General features: G+C 53.0%; 24 protein-coding genes and 4 tRNA genes. 9 read left to right on the top strand and 19 right to left on the bottom strand.

Features of this window, described 5'->3' with window-relative positions; genetic code table 11:
• Position 1 precedes the first annotated feature (1 nt).
• Positions 2 to 895, bottom strand: a complete 894-nt coding sequence (locus tag ACXJJA_RS05275; protein ID WP_456487172.1) for a prephenate dehydrogenase/arogenate dehydrogenase family protein — start codon at positions 893 to 895, stop codon at positions 2 to 4.
• A 50-nt stretch (positions 896 to 945) separates the two neighbouring features.
• Between ACXJJA_RS05275 and proC the strand changes: the two genes are divergently transcribed.
• Positions 946 to 1767, top strand: a complete 822-nt coding sequence (gene proC, locus ACXJJA_RS05270; protein ID WP_456487171.1) for a pyrroline-5-carboxylate reductase — start codon at positions 946 to 948, stop codon at positions 1765 to 1767.
• A 495-nt stretch (positions 1768 to 2262) separates the two neighbouring features.
• On the opposite strand, the gene ACXJJA_RS05265 is transcribed toward proC, so the two are convergent.
• Both ACXJJA_RS05265 and ACXJJA_RS05260 read right to left on the bottom strand, forming a co-directional pair.
• Positions 2263 to 2336: transfer RNA gene (locus tag ACXJJA_RS05265), tRNA-Ile, on the bottom strand.
• Between the two features lie 39 nt (positions 2337 to 2375).
• Positions 2376 to 3188: a DUF6834 family protein gene (locus ACXJJA_RS05260; RefSeq protein WP_456487170.1), complete on the bottom strand. Its 813-nt coding sequence runs from the start codon at positions 3186 to 3188 to the stop codon at positions 2376 to 2378.
• 34 nt (positions 3189 to 3222) lie between these two features.
• Here ACXJJA_RS05260 and ACXJJA_RS05255 point away from each other — a divergent pair, with 34 nt between their 5' ends.
• On the top strand, positions 3223 to 4368 hold the full coding sequence (locus tag ACXJJA_RS05255; RefSeq protein ID WP_456487169.1) for a pyridoxal phosphate-dependent aminotransferase: 1146 nt from the start codon (positions 3223 to 3225) through the stop codon (positions 4366 to 4368).
• A 314-nt stretch (positions 4369 to 4682) separates the two neighbouring features.
• On the opposite strand, the gene ACXJJA_RS05250 is transcribed toward ACXJJA_RS05255, so the two are convergent.
• Positions 4683 to 5687, bottom strand: coding sequence for a hypothetical protein (locus tag ACXJJA_RS05250; RefSeq protein ID WP_456487168.1), 1005 nt, complete (start codon positions 5685 to 5687; stop codon positions 4683 to 4685).
• A 190-nt stretch (positions 5688 to 5877) separates the two neighbouring features.
• On the opposite strand from ACXJJA_RS05250, the gene ACXJJA_RS05245 reads away from it, so the two are divergent.
• Complete coding sequence (locus ACXJJA_RS05245) at positions 5878 to 6459, top strand: 4Fe-4S binding protein (protein WP_456487167.1); 582 nt, start codon at positions 5878 to 5880, stop codon at positions 6457 to 6459.
• Positions 6456 to 8204, top strand: a complete 1749-nt coding sequence (locus ACXJJA_RS05240; RefSeq protein WP_456487166.1) for an aldehyde ferredoxin oxidoreductase N-terminal domain-containing protein — start codon at positions 6456 to 6458, stop codon at positions 8202 to 8204. The genes ACXJJA_RS05245 and ACXJJA_RS05240 overlap by 4 nt, the downstream gene beginning before the upstream one ends.
• A gap of 20 nt (positions 8205 to 8224) precedes the next feature.
• Here the strand turns inward: ACXJJA_RS05240 and ACXJJA_RS05235 are convergent, their stop codons facing one another.
• Positions 8225 to 8671, bottom strand: a complete 447-nt coding sequence (locus ACXJJA_RS05235) for a DUF22 domain-containing protein (RefSeq protein WP_456487165.1) — start codon at positions 8669 to 8671, stop codon at positions 8225 to 8227.
• A gap of 40 nt (positions 8672 to 8711) precedes the next feature.
• Positions 8712 to 8784, bottom strand: a tRNA-Asp gene (locus ACXJJA_RS05230).
• 314 nt (positions 8785 to 9098) lie between these two features.
• Between ACXJJA_RS05230 and thpR the strand changes: the two genes are divergently transcribed.
• From thpR to xseB, 3 genes are all read left to right on the top strand, one after another.
• Entirely contained in the window at positions 9099 to 9653 is a 555-nt protein-coding gene (gene thpR, locus ACXJJA_RS05225) for an RNA 2',3'-cyclic phosphodiesterase (protein WP_456487164.1), read from the top strand.
• Positions 9650 to 11044, top strand: coding sequence for an exodeoxyribonuclease VII large subunit (gene xseA / locus ACXJJA_RS05220; RefSeq protein WP_456487163.1), 1395 nt, complete (start codon positions 9650 to 9652; stop codon positions 11042 to 11044). The genes thpR and xseA overlap by 4 nt, the downstream gene beginning before the upstream one ends.
• A gap of 223 nt (positions 11045 to 11267) precedes the next feature.
• Positions 11268 to 11489: an exodeoxyribonuclease VII small subunit gene (gene xseB, locus ACXJJA_RS05215; protein WP_456487162.1), complete on the top strand. Its 222-nt coding sequence runs from the start codon at positions 11268 to 11270 to the stop codon at positions 11487 to 11489.
• Here the strand turns inward: xseB and ACXJJA_RS05210 are convergent, their stop codons facing one another.
• The 4 genes from ACXJJA_RS05210 to ACXJJA_RS05195 form a co-directional block, all read right to left on the bottom strand.
• Complete coding sequence (locus ACXJJA_RS05210) at positions 11490 to 12176, bottom strand: acetate--CoA ligase family protein (protein ID WP_456487161.1); 687 nt, start codon at positions 12174 to 12176, stop codon at positions 11490 to 11492.
• A complete protein-coding gene (ftsZ, locus tag ACXJJA_RS05205) occupies positions 12177 to 13259 on the bottom strand; it encodes a cell division protein FtsZ (protein ID WP_456487182.1) in 1083 nt (360 codons plus the stop codon).
• Between the two features lie 459 nt (positions 13260 to 13718).
• Positions 13719 to 14636: a pantoate kinase gene (locus tag ACXJJA_RS05200; RefSeq protein ID WP_456487160.1), complete on the bottom strand. Its 918-nt coding sequence runs from the start codon at positions 14634 to 14636 to the stop codon at positions 13719 to 13721.
• 23 nt (positions 14637 to 14659) lie between these two features.
• A complete protein-coding gene (locus ACXJJA_RS05195; protein WP_456487159.1) occupies positions 14660 to 15148 on the bottom strand; it encodes a hypothetical protein in 489 nt (162 codons plus the stop codon).
• 317 nt (positions 15149 to 15465) lie between these two features.
• On the opposite strand from ACXJJA_RS05195, the gene ACXJJA_RS05190 reads away from it, so the two are divergent.
• Positions 15466 to 15538 (top strand) — tRNA-Gln (locus ACXJJA_RS05190).
• Between the two features lie 2 nt (positions 15539 to 15540).
• Here ACXJJA_RS05190 and ACXJJA_RS05185 read toward each other — a convergent pair.
• The 9 genes from ACXJJA_RS05185 to ACXJJA_RS05145 all read right to left on the bottom strand — a co-directional run bounded on the left by ACXJJA_RS05185 (position 15541) and on the right by ACXJJA_RS05145 (position 20126).
• Complete coding sequence (locus ACXJJA_RS05185) at positions 15541 to 15999, bottom strand: transcription elongation factor Spt5 (protein ID WP_456487158.1); 459 nt, start codon at positions 15997 to 15999, stop codon at positions 15541 to 15543.
• Between the two features lie 9 nt (positions 16000 to 16008).
• Positions 16009 to 16215: a protein translocase SEC61 complex subunit gamma gene (locus ACXJJA_RS05180; protein ID WP_456487157.1), complete on the bottom strand. Its 207-nt coding sequence runs from the start codon at positions 16213 to 16215 to the stop codon at positions 16009 to 16011.
• A gap of 157 nt (positions 16216 to 16372) precedes the next feature.
• The gene (locus ACXJJA_RS05175) at positions 16373 to 16663 is read right to left on the bottom strand and encodes a hypothetical protein (protein WP_456487156.1); all 291 of its coding nucleotides are present in this window, start codon (positions 16661 to 16663) and stop codon (positions 16373 to 16375) included.
• A gap of 52 nt (positions 16664 to 16715) precedes the next feature.
• Complete coding sequence (ftsZ, locus tag ACXJJA_RS05170; protein WP_456487155.1) at positions 16716 to 17774, bottom strand: cell division protein FtsZ; 1059 nt, start codon at positions 17772 to 17774, stop codon at positions 16716 to 16718.
• 25 nt (positions 17775 to 17799) lie between these two features.
• Positions 17800 to 17882, bottom strand: a tRNA-Leu gene (locus ACXJJA_RS05165).
• Positions 17847 to 18710, bottom strand: a complete 864-nt coding sequence (locus ACXJJA_RS05160) for a DNA-directed RNA polymerase subunit D (protein ID WP_456487154.1) — start codon at positions 18708 to 18710, stop codon at positions 17847 to 17849. The genes ACXJJA_RS05165 and ACXJJA_RS05160 overlap by 36 nt, the downstream gene beginning before the upstream one ends.
• 13 nt (positions 18711 to 18723) lie before the next feature.
• Positions 18724 to 19113, bottom strand: coding sequence for a 30S ribosomal protein S11 (locus ACXJJA_RS05155; RefSeq protein WP_456487153.1), 390 nt, complete (start codon positions 19111 to 19113; stop codon positions 18724 to 18726).
• A 16-nt stretch (positions 19114 to 19129) separates the two neighbouring features.
• Entirely contained in the window at positions 19130 to 19645 is a 516-nt protein-coding gene (locus ACXJJA_RS05150) for a 30S ribosomal protein S4 (RefSeq protein WP_456487152.1), read from the bottom strand.
• Positions 19646 to 19652: 7 nt separating this feature from the next.
• On the bottom strand, positions 19653 to 20126 hold the full coding sequence (locus ACXJJA_RS05145) for a 30S ribosomal protein S13 (RefSeq protein ID WP_456487151.1): 474 nt from the start codon (positions 20124 to 20126) through the stop codon (positions 19653 to 19655).
• A 415-nt stretch (positions 20127 to 20541) separates the two neighbouring features.
• Between ACXJJA_RS05145 and ACXJJA_RS05140 the strand changes: the two genes are divergently transcribed.
• Positions 20542 to 20855: aldehyde ferredoxin oxidoreductase N-terminal domain-containing protein (locus ACXJJA_RS05140; protein ID WP_456487150.1), on the top strand; the 314-nt coding region annotated here is incomplete at its 3' end.

The raw sequence follows: 20855 nt of genomic DNA, 5'->3' as shown, positions 1-20855 counted from the left end.
TTTATGTGATTTTGTAAATGAGTTTATCGGTGCGTTCCAGCGCCGCTTTCGTGTCGCCGAAATGCGACGCCGCCGCCCGCATCGCTTCTGCAAAGCCCTTTATGTCTCTCCCCGCAACAAAAGAGCTTAACCGCTCGCACACCTCTATGAACGCTTCATGAACGTCCTGAACGTCGAGGTTCATCTGAATGAGCCCATAGAGGTGGGGGTTTTGATGCAGGATTCTGCCGACGATGTCGAATATGATTTCGTAGAGCGGGCTCATCAGCGGCCTTGCGGCGGAAACGTCAAAGTCCAGCATGCGAAGCGTCAGCCCATAGGCGATGAGCACGAAGTGCGTCAAGCCCTGAATTACCCGCATTGCCTCGTCGTGCGCCTCCGCCGTCGTAAAAGTGAGTCTTGCGCCGTCACGCCTGAAAAGCTCGCAGATACGCTCGCAGAGTCTGCCGTGCCGCCCACGCACGACGATCATTGTTTGTCCTTGGAGGCTTTTCGCCGTCGGTCCGAACATCGGGTGCGTGCCTAAGACTTCGACGCCCTCCGCTGCGTATCTAAGCATCGCCTCCATCGGTGTTCTCTTCACGGAAGTTACGTCGCAGAGGAGCGTGCCGGGACGCATTTCCGGTGCGACGCCTTTTATGACATCTACGACCACGTCTATAGGCACCGAGACCAAAACGACATCCGTCGCCCGTATCACGTCTGGGCAACGGCAAGCATCGGCTTTAAGGAACTTAACCTCCAAGTCGGCAGCCACACGCTCAGTGTCGTCGCTTACGTCAATTATCGTGACTGTGGCGCCGTGCTCCTTGAAGAACCTCGAGAACCAGCGTCCCATGCCGCCCGCCCCGCCCACGACTGCGACCTTGAGGCTAAAACTCGTCTCGTCGTCCATGCCTTCTTTTTATTTACCATCCTCGCTTAAAAGCATGTGGTTAGGGGGTGGTGTCTGTGAAAATAGGAATCATAGGCGTGGGGAACATAGGCGAAGCGCTCCTACGTGGCATCCTCCGTACTTGTGTCTCCTCGCCGGAGGATTTGCTCGTAAGTGATATAGATATGGCAAAAGTGGAGAGGCTAAAGGAGGAGCTCTGCGTCGTCGTTTGCGGGAGCAACGAGGAGCTTGCAAGTCATGCTGATGTCATAATAATTGCGGTTAAGCCTCGTGACGTAGCAGGCGTTCTGCAAGAAATTGCGGCGGCTGCCGGCGGCAAAACGATAATTTCGGTGGCGGCGGGCGTCAGCACTACAAGCATTGAAACGACACTGAAAGAGAGCGGCGTGGAAGCGCCGAGGGTGGTGCGTGTAATGCCAAACATCGCATGCGTCGTCGGTGCCGCCGTCTCCGTCATATGCAGAGGCGCCTACGCCGATGAACGTGATGAAAACGTCACAAAGCGAATATTTGGAGCGGTGGGCAGCGTGCTCACCGTGGACGAGAGGGACATGGACGTCGTTACGGGACTCAGCGGCAGTGGAATTGCATTTCTTGCCGTCGTTATTGACGCTTTAGCGGACGGCGCCGTCCACGAGGGTTTGCCCCGTAGCGTAGCCGTGCGTCTCGCCGCCGAGGTGGCTGAGGGCGCCGCAAAGATGGTAATCTCGGGGAGGAGTCCGGCAGAGGTAAAAGAGCTAATAACGTCACCCGGCGGGACGACCATCAGTGGTATAAAGGCGTTAGAGGAGAGGTGCGTGCGTGCTGCCTTCATTGACGCCGTCATCAAAGCTACAAAAAGGGCAAGAGAGATTGCAAAAGCTACGGGCTGAGAGGAACTGACGCACCTGCGGAGCGGGTGGTTGTTGAGGCCGACTGAAGTCAGGAGCTTGCGCTCGTTTCGGCCCGTTGAGCTGCTTCATCGTGCCGTCACGGTGGCGGCTGACCGCACCCCCGGTGGCTTGAAGCCGCTTCGGAGCTACAACACAGTATCGTCGTTGAGAATGTAAATGACTTCCGCCAATTCCTCCCAAGGCTTCCTTGGCGGCGGGAGTGTGAAGATGGGAAAGAATGCTGAAATTTTGAGAACTTAACGTTCTTCCTCACCTCACCAAAGCGAAAAGCAGCCACCCCTGTAGCTCATTAGCTCTCAATTTAGTCGTCGAATTACTGGTGGCGCTCTCGCCGTCGCAACGGTCGATGGCGAGGCTTAGTTACTTACTTCGCTCGCCCCGCCTTACGGCGGTGGCATTCCGTCCCGACGTATAAATAGCCTTGCCCGGCGTCTTTGAAAATCAGGAATTAGTAGCACCCTCTCCTTAGGATAGTGGGTCCGGAGGGATTCGAACCCTCGACCGCCCGGTTATGAGCCGGGTGCTCTACCTGGCTAAGCTACGGACCCTTTTATTATTGGGATGCATTCTTGGTTAAAAAGTTATCCTCAGAACTCCTCATCAGGTATCTGCATCTTCCGCATCCAGATGCCGACGGCGTGCCGTGCCCTGTCCGGGTTTTCAAAGCAACTTTCTATGTCCTCGTCCTCAGGATTGCCTATGAACGGGTTCACCGCGCCCCTCTGGACGTCCGTAACCCACACGAGGATGTCCTCATCCAATGGAAATTCTCTGAAGAACCTTATGAACGGCAGTGGCGTCCTCTCCGTAGGGACTACCAAAACAGTCCTTTTGCCCTCCTCCAATCTCTCTTGCTCTTTTAACTCGCCCAGAAATGTGGGGATATAGTTCACCGTAGGGAGCAGGAAAAGCTTAAGATAGGTGTAGCGCTTCTCGGCGCTCATCTCCACGTGCGTATCCTTTCGCTCGATTTCTGAGACGTTGTAGCCTGCCCTCTCAAGGAAATCGCTCAGAACTTCACACATTTCATCTAAGGGTGCCCGCAGGAACGCCAGCCGCAAGAACGCTTTCTCGATTTCCTCATGCATGAAGCGGTGCGACGGCGGGCAGTAGAAAATCTCGCCTTGGTAATTCAGCTTGACATGCAGGTCTGGCGAGAACACTGAAAGCTTCTCGTGCGTCGTTATGCTCTGGAATATCAGTTCGGGGAGGCTACCTCCTTCGAGCGCCGTTTCCAGCTCCACACGGGCGTCACCGCTGAGCTTTTCTACCTCCTTGTTTATCACGAACCAAAGCTCCTCCTCCGACAGAACTTTGTGCTCCGAAATGTAAGCTGAGAGGTTGTTCAGGATTTGCAGCAGCGGCGCATTCCACGGCTCTTTCCTCCCACTTCCGCTCATCTTTTTAACATTAGCTCTTTTCTTTATTAACTTAATGCCCGGACTTGCGAGCCGCATAAAAACTATGGAAATTTCGGGCATACGAAGGGCGTTCGAGGCTGCTGGCGGCGATTTCATAAACTTGGGGCTTGGCGAACCGGACTTCGATACGCCTCCGCACATAAAGGAGGCGGCAATCGCCGCTATAATAGAGGGTTTCACCGGCTATACCTTCGGGAAGGGCATAGAGGCGCTGAGGGAGGCGATAAGCGAGAAGTTGCGTAAGGAAAACGGCATTGACGTGACGAAGGACGAGATAATAGTCACTTCCGGCGCAAGCGAGGCGCTGCACATAGCAATTCATACGTTCGTCGAGCGTGGCGACGAAGTTTTGCTCCCAGACCCTGGCTTCGTCTCTTACGCAAACCTCGTAAAACTCGCAGAAGGTAAGCCCGTGAGCGTGCCGCTGCGCAAAGAGGATCTGACAATGGACGTTGACGCCGCAAACGAATTGATTTCGGAAAAGACGAAAGCTATAATTTTAAATTCTCCTGCAAACCCTACAGGGGCGGTGATGAGCAGGGAAGGTGTGAAAGCGTTTGCGGAGCTTGCCGAGGACCACGACCTGATAATCTTCTCAGACGAGGTTTATGAGAAGATAATTTACGAGGGGAAGCACGTCAGCCCTGCGAGCTTTTACGAGAATGTAGTGACCGTGAACGCTGTTTCGAAGACGTATGCGATGACGGGCTGGCGGCTTGGTTACTTGGCGGCGCCCCGTGACTTCGTGGAGGAAATGTTGAAGATCCATCAGTATATTCAAGCGTGCGCATCCTCGGTCTCGCAAAAGGCGGCGCTCGCCGCAATCACCGGTCTGCAGGACTGCGTCACCGAGATGGTTCGAGAGTTCCGCCGCCGCCGGGACTTCGTCGTCGACGCTTTAAAAAGGCTTGGACTGATGTTTGTGAAGCCGAGAGGGGCGTTTTACGTTTTCCCGGAAGTGGAGGACGAAGAAGGTTTCGTGGAAGCCATGAGGCAGCGAGGCGTCATCGTGACCCCCGGCTCTGCATTCGGGAAGTTCGGGAAAAAACACGTGCGAATATCCTACGCTGCGAGCATCGAAGACCTGAAAGCGGCGTTTGAGCGCATGAAAGGCGTTGTTGGAGGAAAAAGGCGCTCTCCTTTAACCACTCAAGTTTGAAAAGAGGGTATTTCATGTAGTAAAGCATTTTGCGCTCTACATCTCAGCATTTAAACAGTTTCATTCTTTTTTATGCGCAAATTTATTGCTTTTTCAACTTTTCAATCTTTTCGCCTCATTCGAATTTACTTTATTTTTTGCTATATAATAATTTTACGTGCCTATACAATACTATTCTCTCTCGTGAGACCTTCGTAATTTATTGTTTGAACCTATCCTGATAAAAGATTTAAAAAATAAAGAAGTGAAATTCTTTTAGTTTGGTGTTTCTATTCTTCTGTCGTTTTCTTCATCTCTTTTGCAATGTCTATCTCTTACTGCACCCCTTCTCTACTAGGACTATAAAGCCAGTATGCGACATCTGTATCCAAGACTTTGCCACTTACATCGCGCAACCGCACATAGAAGACATTGCCAAAAGGCGTTGGACCCCAATTCGGAATGGGGAAGCTGAAATCGACTGTGTCATCGTAGCCTGCCGGTATTGGAGCGGACATCACGGGAACCCAAACGCCATACTGAGGAACCCCCCAATACCATTGGAACATTACGCTGTTTTCCGTTGGATTTGCGATGGCCAGTGTGATGGTCATTACGTCGCCAGGGGAGTATTTGAATTTGTCCGTTTCAATGGTGACTGTTGGCTCTTCTGATATGCAACTCACGTCAATTTGGTAGATCATCCCTTCATCAAATGAAGCACACCACAGATACTCACCGTCCCATGCTAAACTGTCTGGACGAGAGCACGGCGCTTCGAAAGAGGAGACCACTTCGCAATTCGACGGGTCGAGTTTGAAGATACAACTGGTCCCAGATAACCACAGATATTCACCATCATAGGCTAATCCAGCGGTTTGGGCTTGTCCGGTTCCTTCAGGGACATTGAACTCTGCCACTATTGAACCATCGACAGGGCTTATTTTGTATATTTTTTGGGAAGGGTATCCGCATACCCAAAGATAGCTACCGTCCCACGCCAGATCACTAGGATATCTATCAGGGCTTGGAATGGTCGAAATTATTGAACAATCCGACGGACTTAACTTGTATATTCCCCCTCCGTAGGAGTCTGCTTGCCAGAGATAGGTCCCATCATAAGTTAGACCGCCATAACCATTATACTGAGCTGTCGGAGGCGTGTATACCCCTAGCACTGAACCATCTACGGGGTCTAACTTGTATATCCCACCTTCCAACATGTAGGAAGACATCCACAGATTGCTGCCATCCCACGCCAAACCATTTGGTTGTGTCCCTTCAGGGGCAGGAAAGGATCTGACCACATTACCAGTTGCTGAACTCACCGACACGCCCATAACCTCTAATAAGACTATGCAAACCGCCAATGCTAGGCATTGTTTTTCCACTTCATTTTTCCATTTTCACCAGCACCGCCAAGGAAGCCCCTTCAGGGGAGGAATTGGCGGAAGTTATTTATATTTTGGGGCCTACTATTTTGTTGATGGGTTGGAGCGGCTTTAAGCCAGATTTCCAACCCGATGAGGGGTGAGGTCAGCCATCCTGATTGGCTCGATGAAACGGGACGGCGTCCCGCAGACGAGGGCAAGCTCCCGTCTTCAGACGGGAGAAGCTGACACCTTCTTCCCATCCTCTAAGAAGGACATGTGTGTGAGCAGCGGTAACTTCTTAATCCCATGTGCGAAAAAGAGAGCAATGCCAAAACGTCTTGTCATTAAGGATTTGGAGAGATGCGTCGGCTGCGGGTTATGCATGTATGCGTGTGCGAGGCGGAGCGCCAAGAGTCCGGAAATCGGAATAGACCGTTCCGGCATTCTGACGACGAGCCTGAGCGGCTTCGAGCGGGGCGCCACCGTCATTTTCTGCAGGGCTTGTGAGGAGCCGCCGTGTGTTCAAGTCTGCCCTACTGGCGCCTTAACGCCAAGACGGGATGGCGGTGTATCTTACAAGGAGGAACTTTGCATAGGCTGTGGAAACTGCATAAGGGCATGTAACATCGGCGCCATTTTCGAGCGTAGCGATGGAAAGCCGGCGGTCTGTGTTCATTGCGGGTATTGCGCGAAGTTCTGCCCGCATGGTGTTCTTGCTTTCGAGGAGGTGCCCGCATGAGGGCAAGGACCAAAGTTCTGAAAATAGACCTTTCGAAGTATAAATACGAAGCCGAGGACAGGAGCGAGCTCTTTGAGAAGTGGCTGGGGGGCGTAGGCGTCGCCATCCAGCTTTTGAGGGAAGAAATAGATGTCAAAGCCGACCCTCTGGGTGAGGATAACGTCATCGTCTTCGCCATCGGACCCTTCACGCCCGCATATCCTTTAGCATCGAAGACAGTTGCGCTCTTCAAAAGTCCGCTCACTGGGAACCTGGGGGAGAGTCACGCCGGTGGCAGGACGGCGACGAGCATTGCAAACGCAGGCTATGGCGCCATAGTGATAAAAGGGACGAGCAAGACGCCCGTCTACGTCGTCGTGAACAACGAAAAGGTATATTTCAGGGACGCCAGGGGCATCTGGGGCATAAAAAGCTCGCCGACTGCCGGCAGGATAATAGCCGAACGTGAAAAAGGGCGGGGTATGCGGACGATCATGCGGATAGGCGGTGCCGGCGACAATCTTGTGAGATATGCATGCGTCACGACCGAAACATACAGGCACTTCGGACGGCTTGGACTCGGCGCGGTCTTCGGGAGCAAGAAGCTAAAAGCGCTCGTCGTCATCGGACGTGGCTCATATACGCCTGCAGACGCTGGCGGCTACCGGAAGGTTTACGAAAAGATTTTCAGGACGGCTCTGGAGTCCGACGTGATGAACAAATACCACTTGTTGGGCACGCCTGTGAACGTAAACCCGCTGAACGAGCTCGGCGCTCTCCCGACAAGGAACCTGAAGGCTGTGAGGTTTGAGAGGGCGGAGGAAATAAGTGGGGAGGCGTTCGCAGAATTTAACCTCGGGCGACGGATCGGCTGCAGCCACTGCCCTATCGCTTGCATTCACATCGCCGTTCTTCGTGAGCCTTACGAGGGAGCACCCTATTTTTACAAAACGACAATGATTTCCTACGACTACGAGCTGATATATGCGCTTGGCACGATGCTCGGCATAGGCAGTCGTGACTGTCTTCTTAAGCTGATACATCGGGCGGAGGTCTATGGGCTGGATGCGATGAGCACCGGCGTCTGCCTGGCGTGGGCGACGGAAGCCCTCGAAAAAGGTTTAATTTCGGAAAAGGAAACCTTGGTAAAGCTGCAGTTTGGCGACCACGATGCGTATTTGAGGGCTATGGACTTTCTGGTAGACCAACCAAATGATTTTTACAAGCATCTTGCGCAGGGTGTCGAGAAAACCTCCGACGTTTACGGCGGTAAGGAGTTTGCGCTGGCGTTCGGCGGGAACGAGATGCCGGGGTATCACGTGGGCTATGCCACGCACCTTGGCTACTTAATGGGCTTGCGACATAGCCACCTTGATAACGCTGGCTACTCCCTCGACCAGAAAATTGAAGGTGAGATGACGCCTAGGGAGGTCGTGGACTCGCTGGTCAAGGAGGAGATGTGGAGACAGGTGCTTTCCAGCTTAGTTGTGTGCTTTTTCGCCCGTGGCGTTTATAAACCGGAGACCGTCGTTGAGGCTTTTAAGCCGTTGGGCGTCGAGACGAGTGAGGAGAAGCTGCGGGAGCTTGGCAGGGAGATTTACGTAGAGAAGTTGAAGCTAAAAATGGACATGGGCTTCACCTTAGATTCACTGAGGCTTCCGAAGAGGATATTCGAGACGGAAACTCCGCACGGCATGCTAAAAGAAGAGTTCTTCAAGGAGTCATTGGACTATTACGCGCATAAAATTAAGGAGTTAACAGGCTGAAAAGAATATAAAAAGGCTAATCAATACCTAAACCGCTCACCCAGCCATTTTTCAACGACTTCTTTCGTGAGTTTCCGCTCTATCGTCGCATATAGGACGTTCACGACGCCTAAAAGCTCGCCCCGCCGCACGAACCCATTGCTTATCGGATGAAATAGCGCCTCCTCGAAAACTCTTTTGTCCTCAATGAGTTTCGGCTTGCCGACGCCGACGAGTGCGGGCACGAAGCCAAGGGCGTGCCGCATCACCGAGCACGGCATTATTATCGCCCGCTCCGGGACCTCGATCTTCTCAATCTTGATGCTGATGACATCGTTCGCCTGCACCTCTTTGTCCTCGCTCGCAATAATCATCTGCCACTCGCCCCTGGGACCGGCGCTGTAGCTGTAAGGGTATGCTTCAGTAACGAGCCGCTCCGTCTTCCCACCGACTTCGTCTTTCCAATAAACAAGCTCTATCTTTGGCATGAGGATAGAATTAAAAAATTTGTTTTTAAACTTTACTCAACGCCCGGGTCGGGATTTGAACCCGAGTCGGAGCCTCGACAGGGCTCCATGATAGGCCCCTACACCACCCGGGCATTGTTTGAGAATTGATGGTGGGTTAATAAATAAACTCATGCTCTCTCCTCACCACATCCGCAATTTTCGGCTCATCCCCCCGGGGGCATTCGCCCGCGCTGTTCCCGTCTTTTTTTCCTTTTGTGCCGTTTGGGATTGTATGGGCAGGAATAACAATACATCTTCATCTGGCAGTTGAGACACCGCCCTTTGTCCTCTTTTTCCATTTAAGGGTATTTTTATCACTCTAAAATATTTTGTCTCTTTTCTGCTTATAGCAACAGGTAGCGACACCTTTTTTGCCTGCGGCAACCAATTAAAACGGGGAGGTAGAATGCGGTCTTTCATCGCCATTGACCTATCTGACGAGTTAAGGGGTGAAGTAGCGGGAATACAAAAGGAGTTTCAGTTTTTAAAAGGCGTTAAGCCCGTGAAGCCAGAGCAGGCGCATCTGACGTTGAAGTTCCTGGGCGAGGTGCCGGAGGGCAGGGTGAACGCCTTAAAAAGAGCTTTGGATGGGGTGCGAGCTGCATCTTTCGAGCTTCGGCTGCGGGGCGTAGGCGTCTTCCCCAACACACGACGCATACGAGTCATATGGGTTGGCGTCGAGGATTCTGCAGCGCTTAACACTTTACATGCGGAAATTGAGGCGAAACTTGAGAAGTTAGGGTTCAAAAGGGAGCCGCTGAGCCCGCACGTGACGCTGTTCAGGGTGAAAAGCATAAGTGGGGGGGAAAAGGAGCTCGCGTTGAAGAAACTTGAGGAGCTTTCCGATAAGGACTTTGGGGGGATGCACGTCAGTGAGGTAAAGCTAAAGAAGAGCACGCTCACGCCGAAGGGACCAATATACGAGGATGTGCACGTCAAGACTTTGGGCAGGGAAGGATGAAAAGGAGACGCACATTAGCGGATTTCCTACATTTCGAAGATGATGTAGAAACTGAGGAGCGGTCTGCGAGGCTCGGAGCCTCCGAAGCTGAAGGCAGCATGAGCGTCAAGAGCGGTGAGGGCGTGACGCCCGCCGCCGATGCGGAAGCAGGGACGCTGGAGCGTCGCCTTGACGTTCAAATTTTCACGGTCGGGGCGCTCACTAAGTATATAAAAGACGTGCTGGAGGGTGACGAACTTCTCAACGACGTCTACGTCAGAGGCGAGGTCTCGAACTTCAGGCAGCCGACCTCTGGACATATGTATTTCACGCTTAAGGACGAGACCGCCGAGCTCGAATGCGTGATGTTCCGCCGTGACAACGTAAGTCTCAGTTTCATCCCCGAAGATGGCATGAAAGTCATAGCCCGTGGCAGCATTGGTGTTTACGAGCGCCGTGGCAGATACGAGCTTTACGTGCGCGAGCTGCAAAAAGAAGGTTTGGGCGAGCTATATCTCGAATTTGAGAGGCTTAAAGAAAAACTTAAGGGCGAAGGTCTTTTTGATGCCGCCCGCAAGCGTCCGCTGCCAAAATTTCCAAAGCGCATCGGCATAATCACGTCGCCGACAGGCGCTGCGATTCGGGACATGCTGAAGATAATAAAGAAGAGGTATCCAAACGTCCACGTTTTGATAAGCCCGGTGAAGGTGCAAGGCGAAGAGGCGTCGCTCGAAATAGCTAACGCAATAAAATTTATGAACAACGTGAGTGAGACGCTTTTGCCGATAGACGTGCTGATTGTGGGGCGGGGCGGGGGCTCCATCGAGGAACTTTGGGCGTTTAACGAAGAAATTGTCGCACGCGCAATCTACGAGTCGAAAATCCCGATAATTTCAGCAGTCGGGCACGAGATTGACTTCACAATCGCCGACTTCACCGCAGACCGCCGGGCAGCGACGCCATCCGAAGCTGCCGAAATCGTTGTCCCGGACATGCGGGAGCTGAAAAAAAGCTTAGAAACGCTGGAAATCAGACTTCGCCAGAGCATCTCAAAGCAGCTTGAGGTCTGCAGGAAGCGGCTGGAAAGCGTGGAACGCAGCGCAGTCTTCAGGAAGCCCACAGAAAGAATAGACAAATACCGGCAGCAGGTGGACGAGCTAAAAAGCAGGCTGCTCGCTATCCTTTCGCATTATCTTGAGCTGAAGAAGAGCATGTTACAGGGCATCGCCGGGAAGCTGGACGCCCTCAGCCCGCTTGCGGTGTTCGGCCGGGGCTTCAGCGCCTGCCTGCGGCTCGATGGCAGCGTCGTGCGCAGCATCGAAGACGTGAGTATCGGCGACGCCGTCAGAATATTGTTGAGCGATGGAGAGCTGTTGTCAGAAGTGAGGGGAAAGAGGAAAAGAGAAAATTAATGGCGTAGGTAGCTACCAGAACAGATTTTCTCACCTCTTTTTGCTCCTTTTCAGTAAGCTTTTCCAATCCTAAATATCCTCTTTGAGCATATTTTCATCAACATCCTTCAATACTCTCGCGGGTCTTTTCCACCGCTCTTTAAGTTCGTCGTCTCCCGAGAGAGCCACATCCACATACCTAAACGGTTAAGTATGTTACGACTAACAGATATGGGGAGAGCGCATGGAGCTAAGTTTCGAAGATGCATTACGGCGGCTTGAGGAGATTGTGGAGATGTTAGAGCGGGGCGACTTGCCGTTAGAAGAGGCGTTAAAACTTTACGAGGAGGGGATTACGCTCTACCGTGTTTGCAACAAGAAGCTCGACGAGGCAGAATACAAAGTTGAAACGTTGGTGAACGAGGGCGGAGAGATAAAAATGGAAAAATTTGAGGGAGAGGGTTAATTATTCCAGTATTATCAAGGAATCCGCAGCCACCACGCCTTTACCCCGCTCGCGAACGAACAGCGGGTTTATGTCGAGCTCTTTAATCTCAGGGTGTTCGACCACGAGTGCCGAAACTTTGAGAAGAACGTCAATTAACGCATCTACGTCGGCGGGCGGGATGTGACGGTAGCCCTTGAGAATTTTGTAGCCTTTTATTTCCTGAATCATCTCAATGGCGTCTTCACGCTCTATCGGGCAGATTCTGAGTGAGATGTCCTCGAGGATTTCCGTAAAAATGCCACCAAGCCCAAAGAGGATGGTAGGGCCGAAAATTTCGTCCTTCTTCGAGCCGACGAGCGTTTCGACGCCACTCTCCACCATTTCTTGAACTAAGAATGCGGGCGTGATGTTCTGCGCCTTTGCCCTTTCGGACAGGGCGTCGTATGCTGCGAGGAGCTGTTTTTCATCCTCGATGCCGATGTGGACGCCGCCGAAGTCTTGTTTGTGCGTGACCGCGTGCGAGCAGATTTTCAGGACGACAGGATAGCCGACCTCCTCGGCAGCCTCCACGACTTCTTCCATCGTCCTCGCTACGATCTCTCTGGTTATCGGGATGCCGCACTCCGCAAGTATCAGTTTTGATTCGTGCTCGTTAAGGACTTTCCTGCCCTCGCCGAGAGCCGCTCCAATTACCTCCCTTATCATCTAAATCATCCTTATGAGCCGCTCAACGTCGCTCGTGAGACTCTTCTTCGGCGGCGGCACGCAAACTTCCAACTCTTCTTCCTCTTCCCGCCTGCTGTAGGCAATGCTTTCCTCGACGCCTGTCATGATGGCGGTAACCCGGACCCTGCCGCTATAATTCTCGTTGATTCTTGCGCCCCAGATGACCGTGGCGTCCGGATCTATTTCATACGTCAGGAGCTTCACGATATCGTCAACCTCTTTGATCGTGAGGTCGGGGCCGCCTGTGATGTGCACCAAACTACCTTTAGCGCCTCGGTAGTCGAGGTCGAGGAGCGGATGACCGAGCGCCGCCCTGACGACCTCCTCGGCTTTGTTCTGCGACTTCGACGTCTCGCCGATGAGCATGACTGCGATGCCCTTGAACCGCATTATCGCCCTGAGGTCTGCGAAGTCGAGGTTTATCAGCGAGGGCTGCGTGATGGTCTCGGTTATACCTTTCACGGTGTTCGCGATTATCAGGTCCATCACCTTAAAGGCTTCCTCGACGGGCAAATTCGGGACATACTGCAAGAGCTTCTCGTTGTCGAGCACAATGACGGTGTCCGCAAACTTCTTCAGCTCTTCAACCCCGTCTTGCGCCTTCTTTATCCTCGCACGCTCAGCTCTGAACGGCGAGGAGACCATAGCCACGACTATCGCACCAAAATCCTTGGCGACTTCAGCCACGATGGGTGCGGCGCCGGTGCCCGTGCCGCCGCCCATGCCAGCCGTGACGAACACGAGGTCCTTGCCCCGGAGCGCCTCTTCTATGACCTTTTTATCCATCTCTGCAGCTTTCTTTCCAATCTCAGGCTCTCCACCCGTCCCCAAACCTCTCGTCAGGGCTTTACCTATCAGTATTTTCTTTTGCGCCTTCGTGTTGTCGAGATGGAGTTTGTCGGTGTTTATGGCAATACGGTCCGCGCCTTCCACCCTCAGCTCCTCAAGCCGGCTTATTGTATTGTTCCCGGCGCCGCCGATCCCTACGACCGCAACTCGGGGGACCCCGAAATACGACGTTTCGGGCTCGCTAACTCGGCTCGTGCTGTTCCCGAATATCATCTCCAACTCGTTTATCAAGAGATTCTCCCCCCATGCAGCCTCCTAAAGAAGCAATAAATAAAAAATTATTACTGTAATAAATACCCTTCCATGGACTTAAAATGTAAAAAATACAGTAACAATTCTCGATGGGTGGGCGTTCATAATAGAGTTATTTGTATCCAAAACGATATTTTTCCGAAAAACGCCCGAACACGAAACTATTATCCTTGAAATATAAAAAGGGGGCAGTCTCTACGAGAACGGGCACCATTTCCACTGTATCGCTCCACTTGGTTATCTACGTGACGCCGCAGGTGCGCCCGTGACAACCGCCATATACCTGCCCGTATCTGGAGATGATATACTAAAATATTCCCATTAAAGATTAAAGCGAAAATCCATGTTTGCTGTTGTAGAGGACACGTCTAAAGAGGTAGGCAAAATATCAGCAAGCGTCTCGGCACCGCGACCGCTCGTTTAGGGTAACGTCTTTGCGCCATGAGCAGCTATTTTGCTTCTAATGATGCCGCCGAATTCCAAAAGGCATTCATATATGTTTTCGGGTAACGTGCCCAAGACCCTACGCCCGTCGCCTGCAAGCCCGACGGCGAAGACTGTGTCGCCGAGCATTGCGACACTTGCAAGCCCGCCCGCTGCCTCCACAGCCTCTATGGCGTCTTTACCACGCTCGCTTACCAGTCCAGTTTCGTAAGCAAAACGCTTGGACAACCGCATGAAGTTTTCAAGACTCGGCGCCTGCATTAAATCCCGCATCGCTCGCCGCCCCGCCTCGTTTATCCTCCGCTTCGCATCTTCATCATCTAACACCTCCTTCGTCGGTAGCTCCCTGAAAGCGACGGCGCCGACCTCGACGCTCCCGCACGGGATTTTGTCGACGACGCCGACGCCCGGCGGTCCTGGCGAGAGCCTGATGACAACGCCACCGTAACTCTGGGCGATGATGTCGCCTAAGCCCGTTTTGTTCGTCACCTCTGCGACGTGGGCGAGTTGAGCGAGGCGGTTCAGCGACATTTTGAGCGAAAAAAGCTCGTTAAGTGCGAGGGCGGTGCTTAAAGTGCCGGCGGCGCTTGCGCCGAAGCCACAACCTACAGGCACCTCCAGCTTGATGTCCACGATGACAGGCTTGCCCGCGAGGCGTTCTACGACGAGTTTTGTAGTCTTTGCATCGGTTTCGACGCCGTTGATGAGAATACGGTGCTTGCATTCGTCAATACTTTCGCTAAAACGGACTTCGACTACGCAGCCCGCCTCAAGGGCGACGCCGCAGCCCACAGAGCCCGTGCGCAACGGACTTTCATGCCTAATTATCTCAAAGAAGCCGGTAATGTGTGACGGCGAATATGCCTTCACGCCGACCTTGGAGCGGGCAGGCATGGAACTAAAAATAAAAAATAAATTTAGAAAGTGCCAATAACCTTTTTCGCCTCGCCGATGATCCGTAAGACTTCAGCGACGTCGGGCGTCTCAAGCTCTGCAGGCACTTTTATCTCGGTCAAACCGACCCACGCCGGGCATGCAATCAGCCGCACGCCGGCGTCCTTCGCCGCCTTCACGAGCGCCACAGGATCGGCGGCGAGTCCTAACTTCTTTGCGTTCTCCTCTATTTTGCTCTTGTAGCCCTCGAGCAGCGGGGCGAGCCTGAACTTCCGCTCCGCAAGCGCCACGAGCGCTTCCTGCGTGAAGATGACAGCGACGTCCCCGCCCGCCTTCTTGGTCTCAATCGCGGCGATGAGGCTGCTTATGTAAGAATTTACCATGCCATCCCGGCATATTACCACGATGTCCGCCATGCTATCACCACCGTTTTGGCTTTCGACGACATTCGATGCGTCATCGAGAGCCTCCCATCTCCGCCACTCCGTTCGGAGCGACTTCATAGATGGCATTCGGGGCAAGCGGAAGTCCCCACATCTGAGGTTTCTCTTCTCTCGCTCACGCTCATCAGCCTCTCGGCTTCGCGTCTTTCTACCCTTGCGCCTTCCTTTTTAATTTCAATTAATATAAAGCTGGCGATCTCGGTTGCAACTGTATGCGCGAATGTTATCTAAACTTAGGACTGTCAGCAAACCCTCTAAACCGTTTCTTCCTTGGTTCCGAACATACTCAAAAGGATATTTTAACGCCCGTCTTAACCTTTGCCAGCATAAGTTCCGACCAGCTGCGTCCTTTAAATTTTAGGTATACTAAGTAAATAAGAGGCAGTAGTCCCGTGGTGTAGGGGTCAAGCATGCGGGCCTTTGGAGCCCGCGACGGCGGTTCGAATCCGCCCGGGACTATCTTACACCTGTTCCTCCTCTCCGCGGCTAAGGACCTTCACGCTGTCGCCCCTGACAGTAATGGGTATAGGAACAACGGCGTCGAAGAGCTCGATGGTGACCTCCTCACGAGTCTCGTCTACCCGCTTAACACGGGCGCGCTCGCCTTTCAGAGGTCCTGATATGATTTCGACGATGCTACCTTCGACGATGCCTGTTATCGAGGGGCGTGGCGTGAGGAAATGCTCTATCTCGCCGAGGCTCGTCGCACCTCGGACCAGCGACCTTGCATGCGGTATATGCTGTATTGCTTCCTCTATGGTATCAGGCTTCTCAGCCTCGACGAGCACATACCCCTTCAGGTTATCGGGCACTAAAATCGCTTTCACCCCGTGGTCCTTTTTCCCACGTATCGCCCGCTCTATGAGGTTTGCTACCGCCTGTTCCTGATTTACCGTCGTCTTCACGGCATAGATTGACATTCTCACACCCTAAATACTCTCAGGTAGCACCGTCAGGAAGACATATATCAAAAACCCTATAAGTCCAATAATTAATATCACGGCGCCCGCAATTTTTGAAATTCTTAAAAACTCCTCTCTCGTAGGTCTCCTCGTGAGCTTCAAAATAACAGAATACTCTCTTAGCTTCGACTCCAAACCCTTCACGTCCAAATTCAATTTCCTCTCTTGAGGCATCTTCCCGCTTTCCTACGTTATAGCATAAATACCTGTCGGATTCAAGGCGAAAGGGACGCACTTCGCTCGCCGGCGGGCATGAACCCCTGAGCGACGGCGGCGCCGCCGCCGACGAACGTGTAGTTCGCGTCCTCTAAACCTGTCAATGCCTCGAGCGTCACTTCAAGCCCGTAGCATTCGGCAGACTTGCAAAGGACGACGGTGCCATCGACGCACACCGCCTCCAAAAATCTTTGCCTCGGCGGGACGCCGAACCCGAGCGCCTCCATCTTTTTGGGTCGTAGCCCGGAAGCCTCCTCTCATCGGCAAGCTTCTTCGCAACTTCAATGAACCCCACCTTCCGCCTCGACTGCCGCCGCCACTCCCCATTGAACATCTTTTCATCTTTGACCAGCACAACTCCATAAGCCTCTTTAAGGACCTCCTCCGGGCGTCTCTTATCTCTCATTCCTTCCGCCCGGGCGAGGCAGTAGCTTACTCGCTCGATTCGGAACTGCGGCTCACCCGATTATATCAATGCCGTATTTCTCTTTCTTGGTAACCTTCCCAAGGATTTGGTCCGAGCGCACGCCCGTCACGATGACCATCGCACGTATCGTGTTTTTCAGCTCAGGTAGGATTTGGGCGCCCCAAATGATTCGTGCATTTGGGTCCACCATCTTGTAAACCTCCTCGACGACGCCTTCCGCCTCCTCGATAGTCATGTCCTCGCCGCCACAGACGTTCACGAGCGCCGCCTTCGCTCCCGAGATGTCCACGTCGAGCAGCGGAGAGCGCAAAGCCCGCTTCACCGCCTCCAACGCTTTATTATCGCCATTTGCCTCGCCCAAGCCTATCATTGCGACGCCGCCCTTCTGCATCACCGTGCGGACGTCTGCAAAATCCAGATTTATCAAGCCGGGCTTCGTTATCAGCTCGGTAATGCCCTTCACCGCCCGCATTAATACCTCGTCAGCGACCTTGAACGCCACGTTCAGCGGAAGCCGAGGCGCAACCTGCAAAAGTCTGTCGTTCGGGATTACAATAACAGTGTCAGCGGACTCTCTCAGCCTCTCAAGCCCCAGTTCGGCATTCTCCCAGCGAACCCGCCCCTCGGCGGTGAATGGCATGGTCACGACCGCTATCGTCAGCGCCCCCGCCTCTGCCGCCGCCGCCGCAACGATAGGCGAGGCGCCGGTGCCCGTGCCGCCGCCGAGCCCGCACGTCACGAATACCATATCGGCGCCTTTGACCACGTCCTTTATTTCATCTATGCACTCTTTTGCCGCTTCCTCGCCGAGCTGCGGAAGGCTGCCCGCGCCGAGCCCTCTTGTCGTCCTTTTCCCCAAAAGCACCTTTTTGTGGGCGTTTGCATAGAACAGGTGTAAAGCGTCCGTATTCATCGCAATTAGCTCGGCGCCCGCAATTCCCTCTTCCATCATTCTTTGTATGGTGTTTGTGCCGCTGCCGCCGCATCCTATTACTTTTATGACAGTCTTGGCTCTCTTCAGAATCTCCTCCAGCTCCTCATCTACAACCTCTCTTCCTCTACTTACCACCTCGTTGATGATATGCTCCATATTATTACCTCTTTGCTTACAATGATGCGGAGGGGGGGATTCGAACCCCCGAACCCCTACGGGACTGACCCCTCAAGCCAGCGCCTTTGTCCGCTCGGCAACCTCCGCAACCACCACCGCCAATTTTACATATTTCCCTCTCAAAGCCCTTGCAGCTCTCAACACCAGCTCCCAGGCATCATAAGAGCCATCAGACTCAACATTGAAGATAAATGAGCTCTTGTCATAAGACACTTTTATGGCGTCCCTATCGCAGACATCCTCGCAAAGCTTGCAGAGCGAGCAGAGCTTTTCATCCTTTACCCTCAACACCGTTGTAGCTTCAAGTATTTGCTTTGGGCATTCCTCAACGCACTTCCTGCAAAGGTCGCATTTCTTCTCATCTATCTCGATTACTGGCAGGTTTTTATAACCGCATACCGTTGCGGGCTGCCATTTCGCATGTTTCTTGCCAACGCCGAGTCTTGCAATCGCTTCTAACATTACGCTCTGTCGTGAGATTGTTTTTATCCCGTTTATCCGTGTCTCTCTGGAAATCAGCTTGACGATGGGGATGTTCGGATACGGACGGACCTTCTCATCTGACGAAATAAGCTCGTCGGAGTAAACGACACGCTCCCCCACGCTTTCAGGGCTCTGAGCGGAGAGCGTGAACGACACTTGGCAGAAGCCGCAGCCTTCGCCTTTGCATTCGCACTCCTCGGGAAATACAAACTCATCTATGTTTTCAGCCCTCAACGGGATGAGCGCAAGCCTTAACGCCAAAATCTCGTCGAAGAGCGGCGAAGTGTTCTCATAAATATTAACCTCGTCAATCGCAAGCTTCGGAACCTCTGTCAGCATGGCTCTACGCAGGGCGTTCGCAAAGCTCGGCTCAACGCCCCGCAATACGAATTTGACCTCCATGTCCGTAAGCTCGAGAATCTCCACCTCCATAGCAGCACCCCGCTCAGACCCTTCTTCCCCGCTTCCCGCCCGGCGGTCTCGTGCCGTCATGCGGTATTGGTGTGACGTCTTCTATCCTTCCAATACGCAGGCCCCCCCTCGCAAAAGCCCTGATCGCCGCTTGCGCCCCCGGTCCTGGGCTTTTCTCCCGGTTACCGCCCGGCGCCCGCACTTTTATATGAATGCCCACGATACCTTTTTCCTTCAGCTTCTCAGCAAGCTGAAGGGCGAGCTGCATTGCCGTGTATGGTGAGCTTTCGTCTCTATCTGCCTTTGCTACCATGCCCCCCGAGCCTCTTGCGATGGTCTCCGCTCCCGTCAAGTCAGTTATCGTGATTATCGTGTTGTTAAACGACGAATATATATGGGCTACTGCCCACTTCCCCTCTACCATAGCTCCATCCCCCACTCTACGTCAAACCAAGTCGCTCTGCAATGTCTTCTGAGAAATATCGCACCTCGGGCTCTTCGTCCACAGATACTATATAACTGGGCGCCGTCACCCGCCGTCCGGCTACTGCAATGTGTCCGTGCACAATTAGCTGCCGTGCCTGTTTCATCGTCTTAGCAAGTCCCTTCTTATACACAATCGTCTGCAAACGCCGTTCTAAGAGGTCTTCAATGCTTAGCCCCAAAACGTCGTCGACGTCGCCATCTGGCTTCAATATCCCTTTCCTTTTCAAACTCCTTAGAATCCCCTCCCGCTTCTTTAAGGCGTGCTCGCTGCCCTTCATGCTGGAAAGCGCTGCTGATATCCCTCGAATTTCTCTTCTGTATTTCTTTATAGTCGTTAGCGCCTTGTATATCTCCCGTTTGTTTTTTAACCCGTACTTCTCGACGAGCTCATGTTCTTCTTGTATTCTTGTTGCTTCCCAAGGATGCTTTGGCGTCTCGTAGGTCTTCCTTCGCCTCTTCGGGTCGCCCATCCGCCGCTCACCTCCTCTTCCTTCTAACGCCGACGACAGGACCTCTCCTGCCGGTAGACCGCGTCCTCTGCCCTCTTACTTTTTGACCGAGTTCGTGTCTTATGCCTTTGTAGCAGCGTATCTTTCTCATGAAGTTTATATCCTCTCTAATAGTCATCAGCAGGTCTGCGCCCAGGATGTGCTTGTCCTCGCCGGTATAGATATCCTTTCGCCTGTTGAGCATCCAGCCCGGCAACCGCCTCTCAACGCTTTCCAACGCAGTTTTCAGCCGCTCTATCTCCTCGTCGGAAAGCTTGCCCATCGTTGCATTCGGGTTGATGCCTGCGGAGATGGAAATTGCTCTTGCGACGCGTCGCCCTACGCCCTTTATGCCGCAAAGTGCATGCTGCACGCTCTTCCTTCCGTCTAAGTCCGTGTCCACAAGCCTTACTATATGTTTGAGTTCTTCTTCTGTAGCTCCTTCTGCTGCGTCCTCTGCCATCCGCTCACACTCCCCCCGCCAAGCTTATGGTTTAAATGAGAGGGCGGAAGTTATTTATGTATCCGTAGTTATTTTTGTTTCGGTGGGCTGGAGCGGCGTCCGCCAGTTTTCCAGCCCGATGTGGGGTGCGGTCAGCCACTCTGATTGGCTCAATGAAGCGTCCCGGCGGGACATAGCGAGGGCAAGCTAGCTCCTCGTTCATCGAGGAGAAGCTGACCTTTTATTTCCCTTATTTTTCCAAATTATAAATATGTCGCCACGGCTGTTGAGTTTCCCTTAAAATAGACTGAGCGGACGCACATGTTCAAACGTCTCCGACAATTGTTTTTGGAGACGAACTCTTGCATTAAAGCGGTTTTGGGGGTTCCAGCTTAAAATGCAAAAGTTTTTTTGTAGGAGTGGAGAAAGGGTTCTGATGCTCATTCACGGCTACGCAACCCGCATATTACGAGTAAATCTAACAAGCCAGAAGTTGCATGTGGAAGAGCCAAGTAAACCGATATTGAATGCTTTTCTTGGGGGGCGTGGCGTCGCCACGAAGCTTTTGTATGAGGAGGTGCCTGCGGGCGTCCCCCCGCTCGACGCACGCAACAAGTTAATCCTCATGACGGGGCCGCTGACCGGGACGGCGGCGCCGACGGCGGGGCGGTACGACGTCGTTGCGAAATCCCCGCTGACGTCGCTTTTCGGCGCGGCGAGCGCCGGCGGGCACTTCGGCGCCGAGCTGAA

The organism is Candidatus Alkanophaga liquidiphilum (assembly GCF_053996935.1).
The sequence above is the reverse complement of the archived record's forward strand: the minus strand, read 5'-3'. Positions and strand labels throughout refer to the sequence as shown.

What these genes read in the sequence shown, in the direction of transcription:
- ACXJJA_RS05275 (WP_456487172.1), bottom strand. Translation starts at nt 895, where the DNA reads ATGGACGACGAGACGAGTTTTAGCCTCAAGGTCGCAGTCGTGGGCGGG.
- ACXJJA_RS05260 (WP_456487170.1), bottom strand. Translation starts at nt 3,188, where the DNA reads ATGAGCGGAAGTGGGAGGAAAGAGCCGTGGAATGCGCCGCTGCTGCAA.
- ACXJJA_RS05255 (WP_456487169.1), top strand. Translation starts at nt 3,223, where the DNA reads ATGCCCGGACTTGCGAGCCGCATAAAAACTATGGAAATTTCGGGCATA.
- ACXJJA_RS05250 (WP_456487168.1), bottom strand. Translation starts at nt 5,687, where the DNA reads ATGGGCGTGTCGGTGAGTTCAGCAACTGGTAATGTGGTCAGATCCTTT.
- ACXJJA_RS05240 (WP_456487166.1), top strand. Translation starts at nt 6,456, where the DNA reads ATGAGGGCAAGGACCAAAGTTCTGAAAATAGACCTTTCGAAGTATAAA.
- ACXJJA_RS05235 (WP_456487165.1), bottom strand. Translation starts at nt 8,671, where the DNA reads ATGCCAAAGATAGAGCTTGTTTATTGGAAAGACGAAGTCGGTGGGAAG.
- thpR (WP_456487164.1), top strand. Translation starts at nt 9,099, where the DNA reads ATGCGGTCTTTCATCGCCATTGACCTATCTGACGAGTTAAGGGGTGAA.
- xseA (WP_456487163.1), top strand. Translation starts at nt 9,650, where the DNA reads ATGAAAAGGAGACGCACATTAGCGGATTTCCTACATTTCGAAGATGAT.
- xseB (WP_456487162.1), top strand. Translation starts at nt 11,268, where the DNA reads ATGGAGCTAAGTTTCGAAGATGCATTACGGCGGCTTGAGGAGATTGTG.
- ACXJJA_RS05210 (WP_456487161.1), bottom strand. Translation starts at nt 12,176, where the DNA reads ATGATAAGGGAGGTAATTGGAGCGGCTCTCGGCGAGGGCAGGAAAGTC.
- ftsZ (WP_456487182.1), bottom strand. Translation starts at nt 13,259, where the DNA reads ATGATATTCGGGAACAGCACGAGCCGAGTTAGCGAGCCCGAAACGTCG.
- ACXJJA_RS05200 (WP_456487160.1), bottom strand. Translation starts at nt 14,636, where the DNA reads ATGCCTGCCCGCTCCAAGGTCGGCGTGAAGGCATATTCGCCGTCACAC.
- ACXJJA_RS05195 (WP_456487159.1), bottom strand. Translation starts at nt 15,148, where the DNA reads ATGCCATCTATGAAGTCGCTCCGAACGGAGTGGCGGAGATGGGAGGCT.
- ACXJJA_RS05185 (WP_456487158.1), bottom strand. Translation starts at nt 15,999, where the DNA reads ATGTCAATCTATGCCGTGAAGACGACGGTAAATCAGGAACAGGCGGTA.
- ACXJJA_RS05180 (WP_456487157.1), bottom strand. Translation starts at nt 16,215, where the DNA reads ATGCCTCAAGAGAGGAAATTGAATTTGGACGTGAAGGGTTTGGAGTCG.
- ACXJJA_RS05175 (WP_456487156.1), bottom strand. Translation starts at nt 16,663, where the DNA reads ATGAGAGATAAGAGACGCCCGGAGGAGGTCCTTAAAGAGGCTTATGGA.
- ftsZ (WP_456487155.1), bottom strand. Translation starts at nt 17,774, where the DNA reads ATGGAGCATATCATCAACGAGGTGGTAAGTAGAGGAAGAGAGGTTGTA.
- ACXJJA_RS05160 (WP_456487154.1), bottom strand. Translation starts at nt 18,710, where the DNA reads ATGGAGGTGGAGATTCTCGAGCTTACGGACATGGAGGTCAAATTCGTA.
- ACXJJA_RS05155 (WP_456487153.1), bottom strand. Translation starts at nt 19,113, where the DNA reads ATGGTAGAGGGGAAGTGGGCAGTAGCCCATATATATTCGTCGTTTAAC.
- ACXJJA_RS05150 (WP_456487152.1), bottom strand. Translation starts at nt 19,645, where the DNA reads ATGGGCGACCCGAAGAGGCGAAGGAAGACCTACGAGACGCCAAAGCAT.
- ACXJJA_RS05145 (WP_456487151.1), bottom strand. Translation starts at nt 20,126, where the DNA reads ATGGCAGAGGACGCAGCAGAAGGAGCTACAGAAGAAGAACTCAAACAT.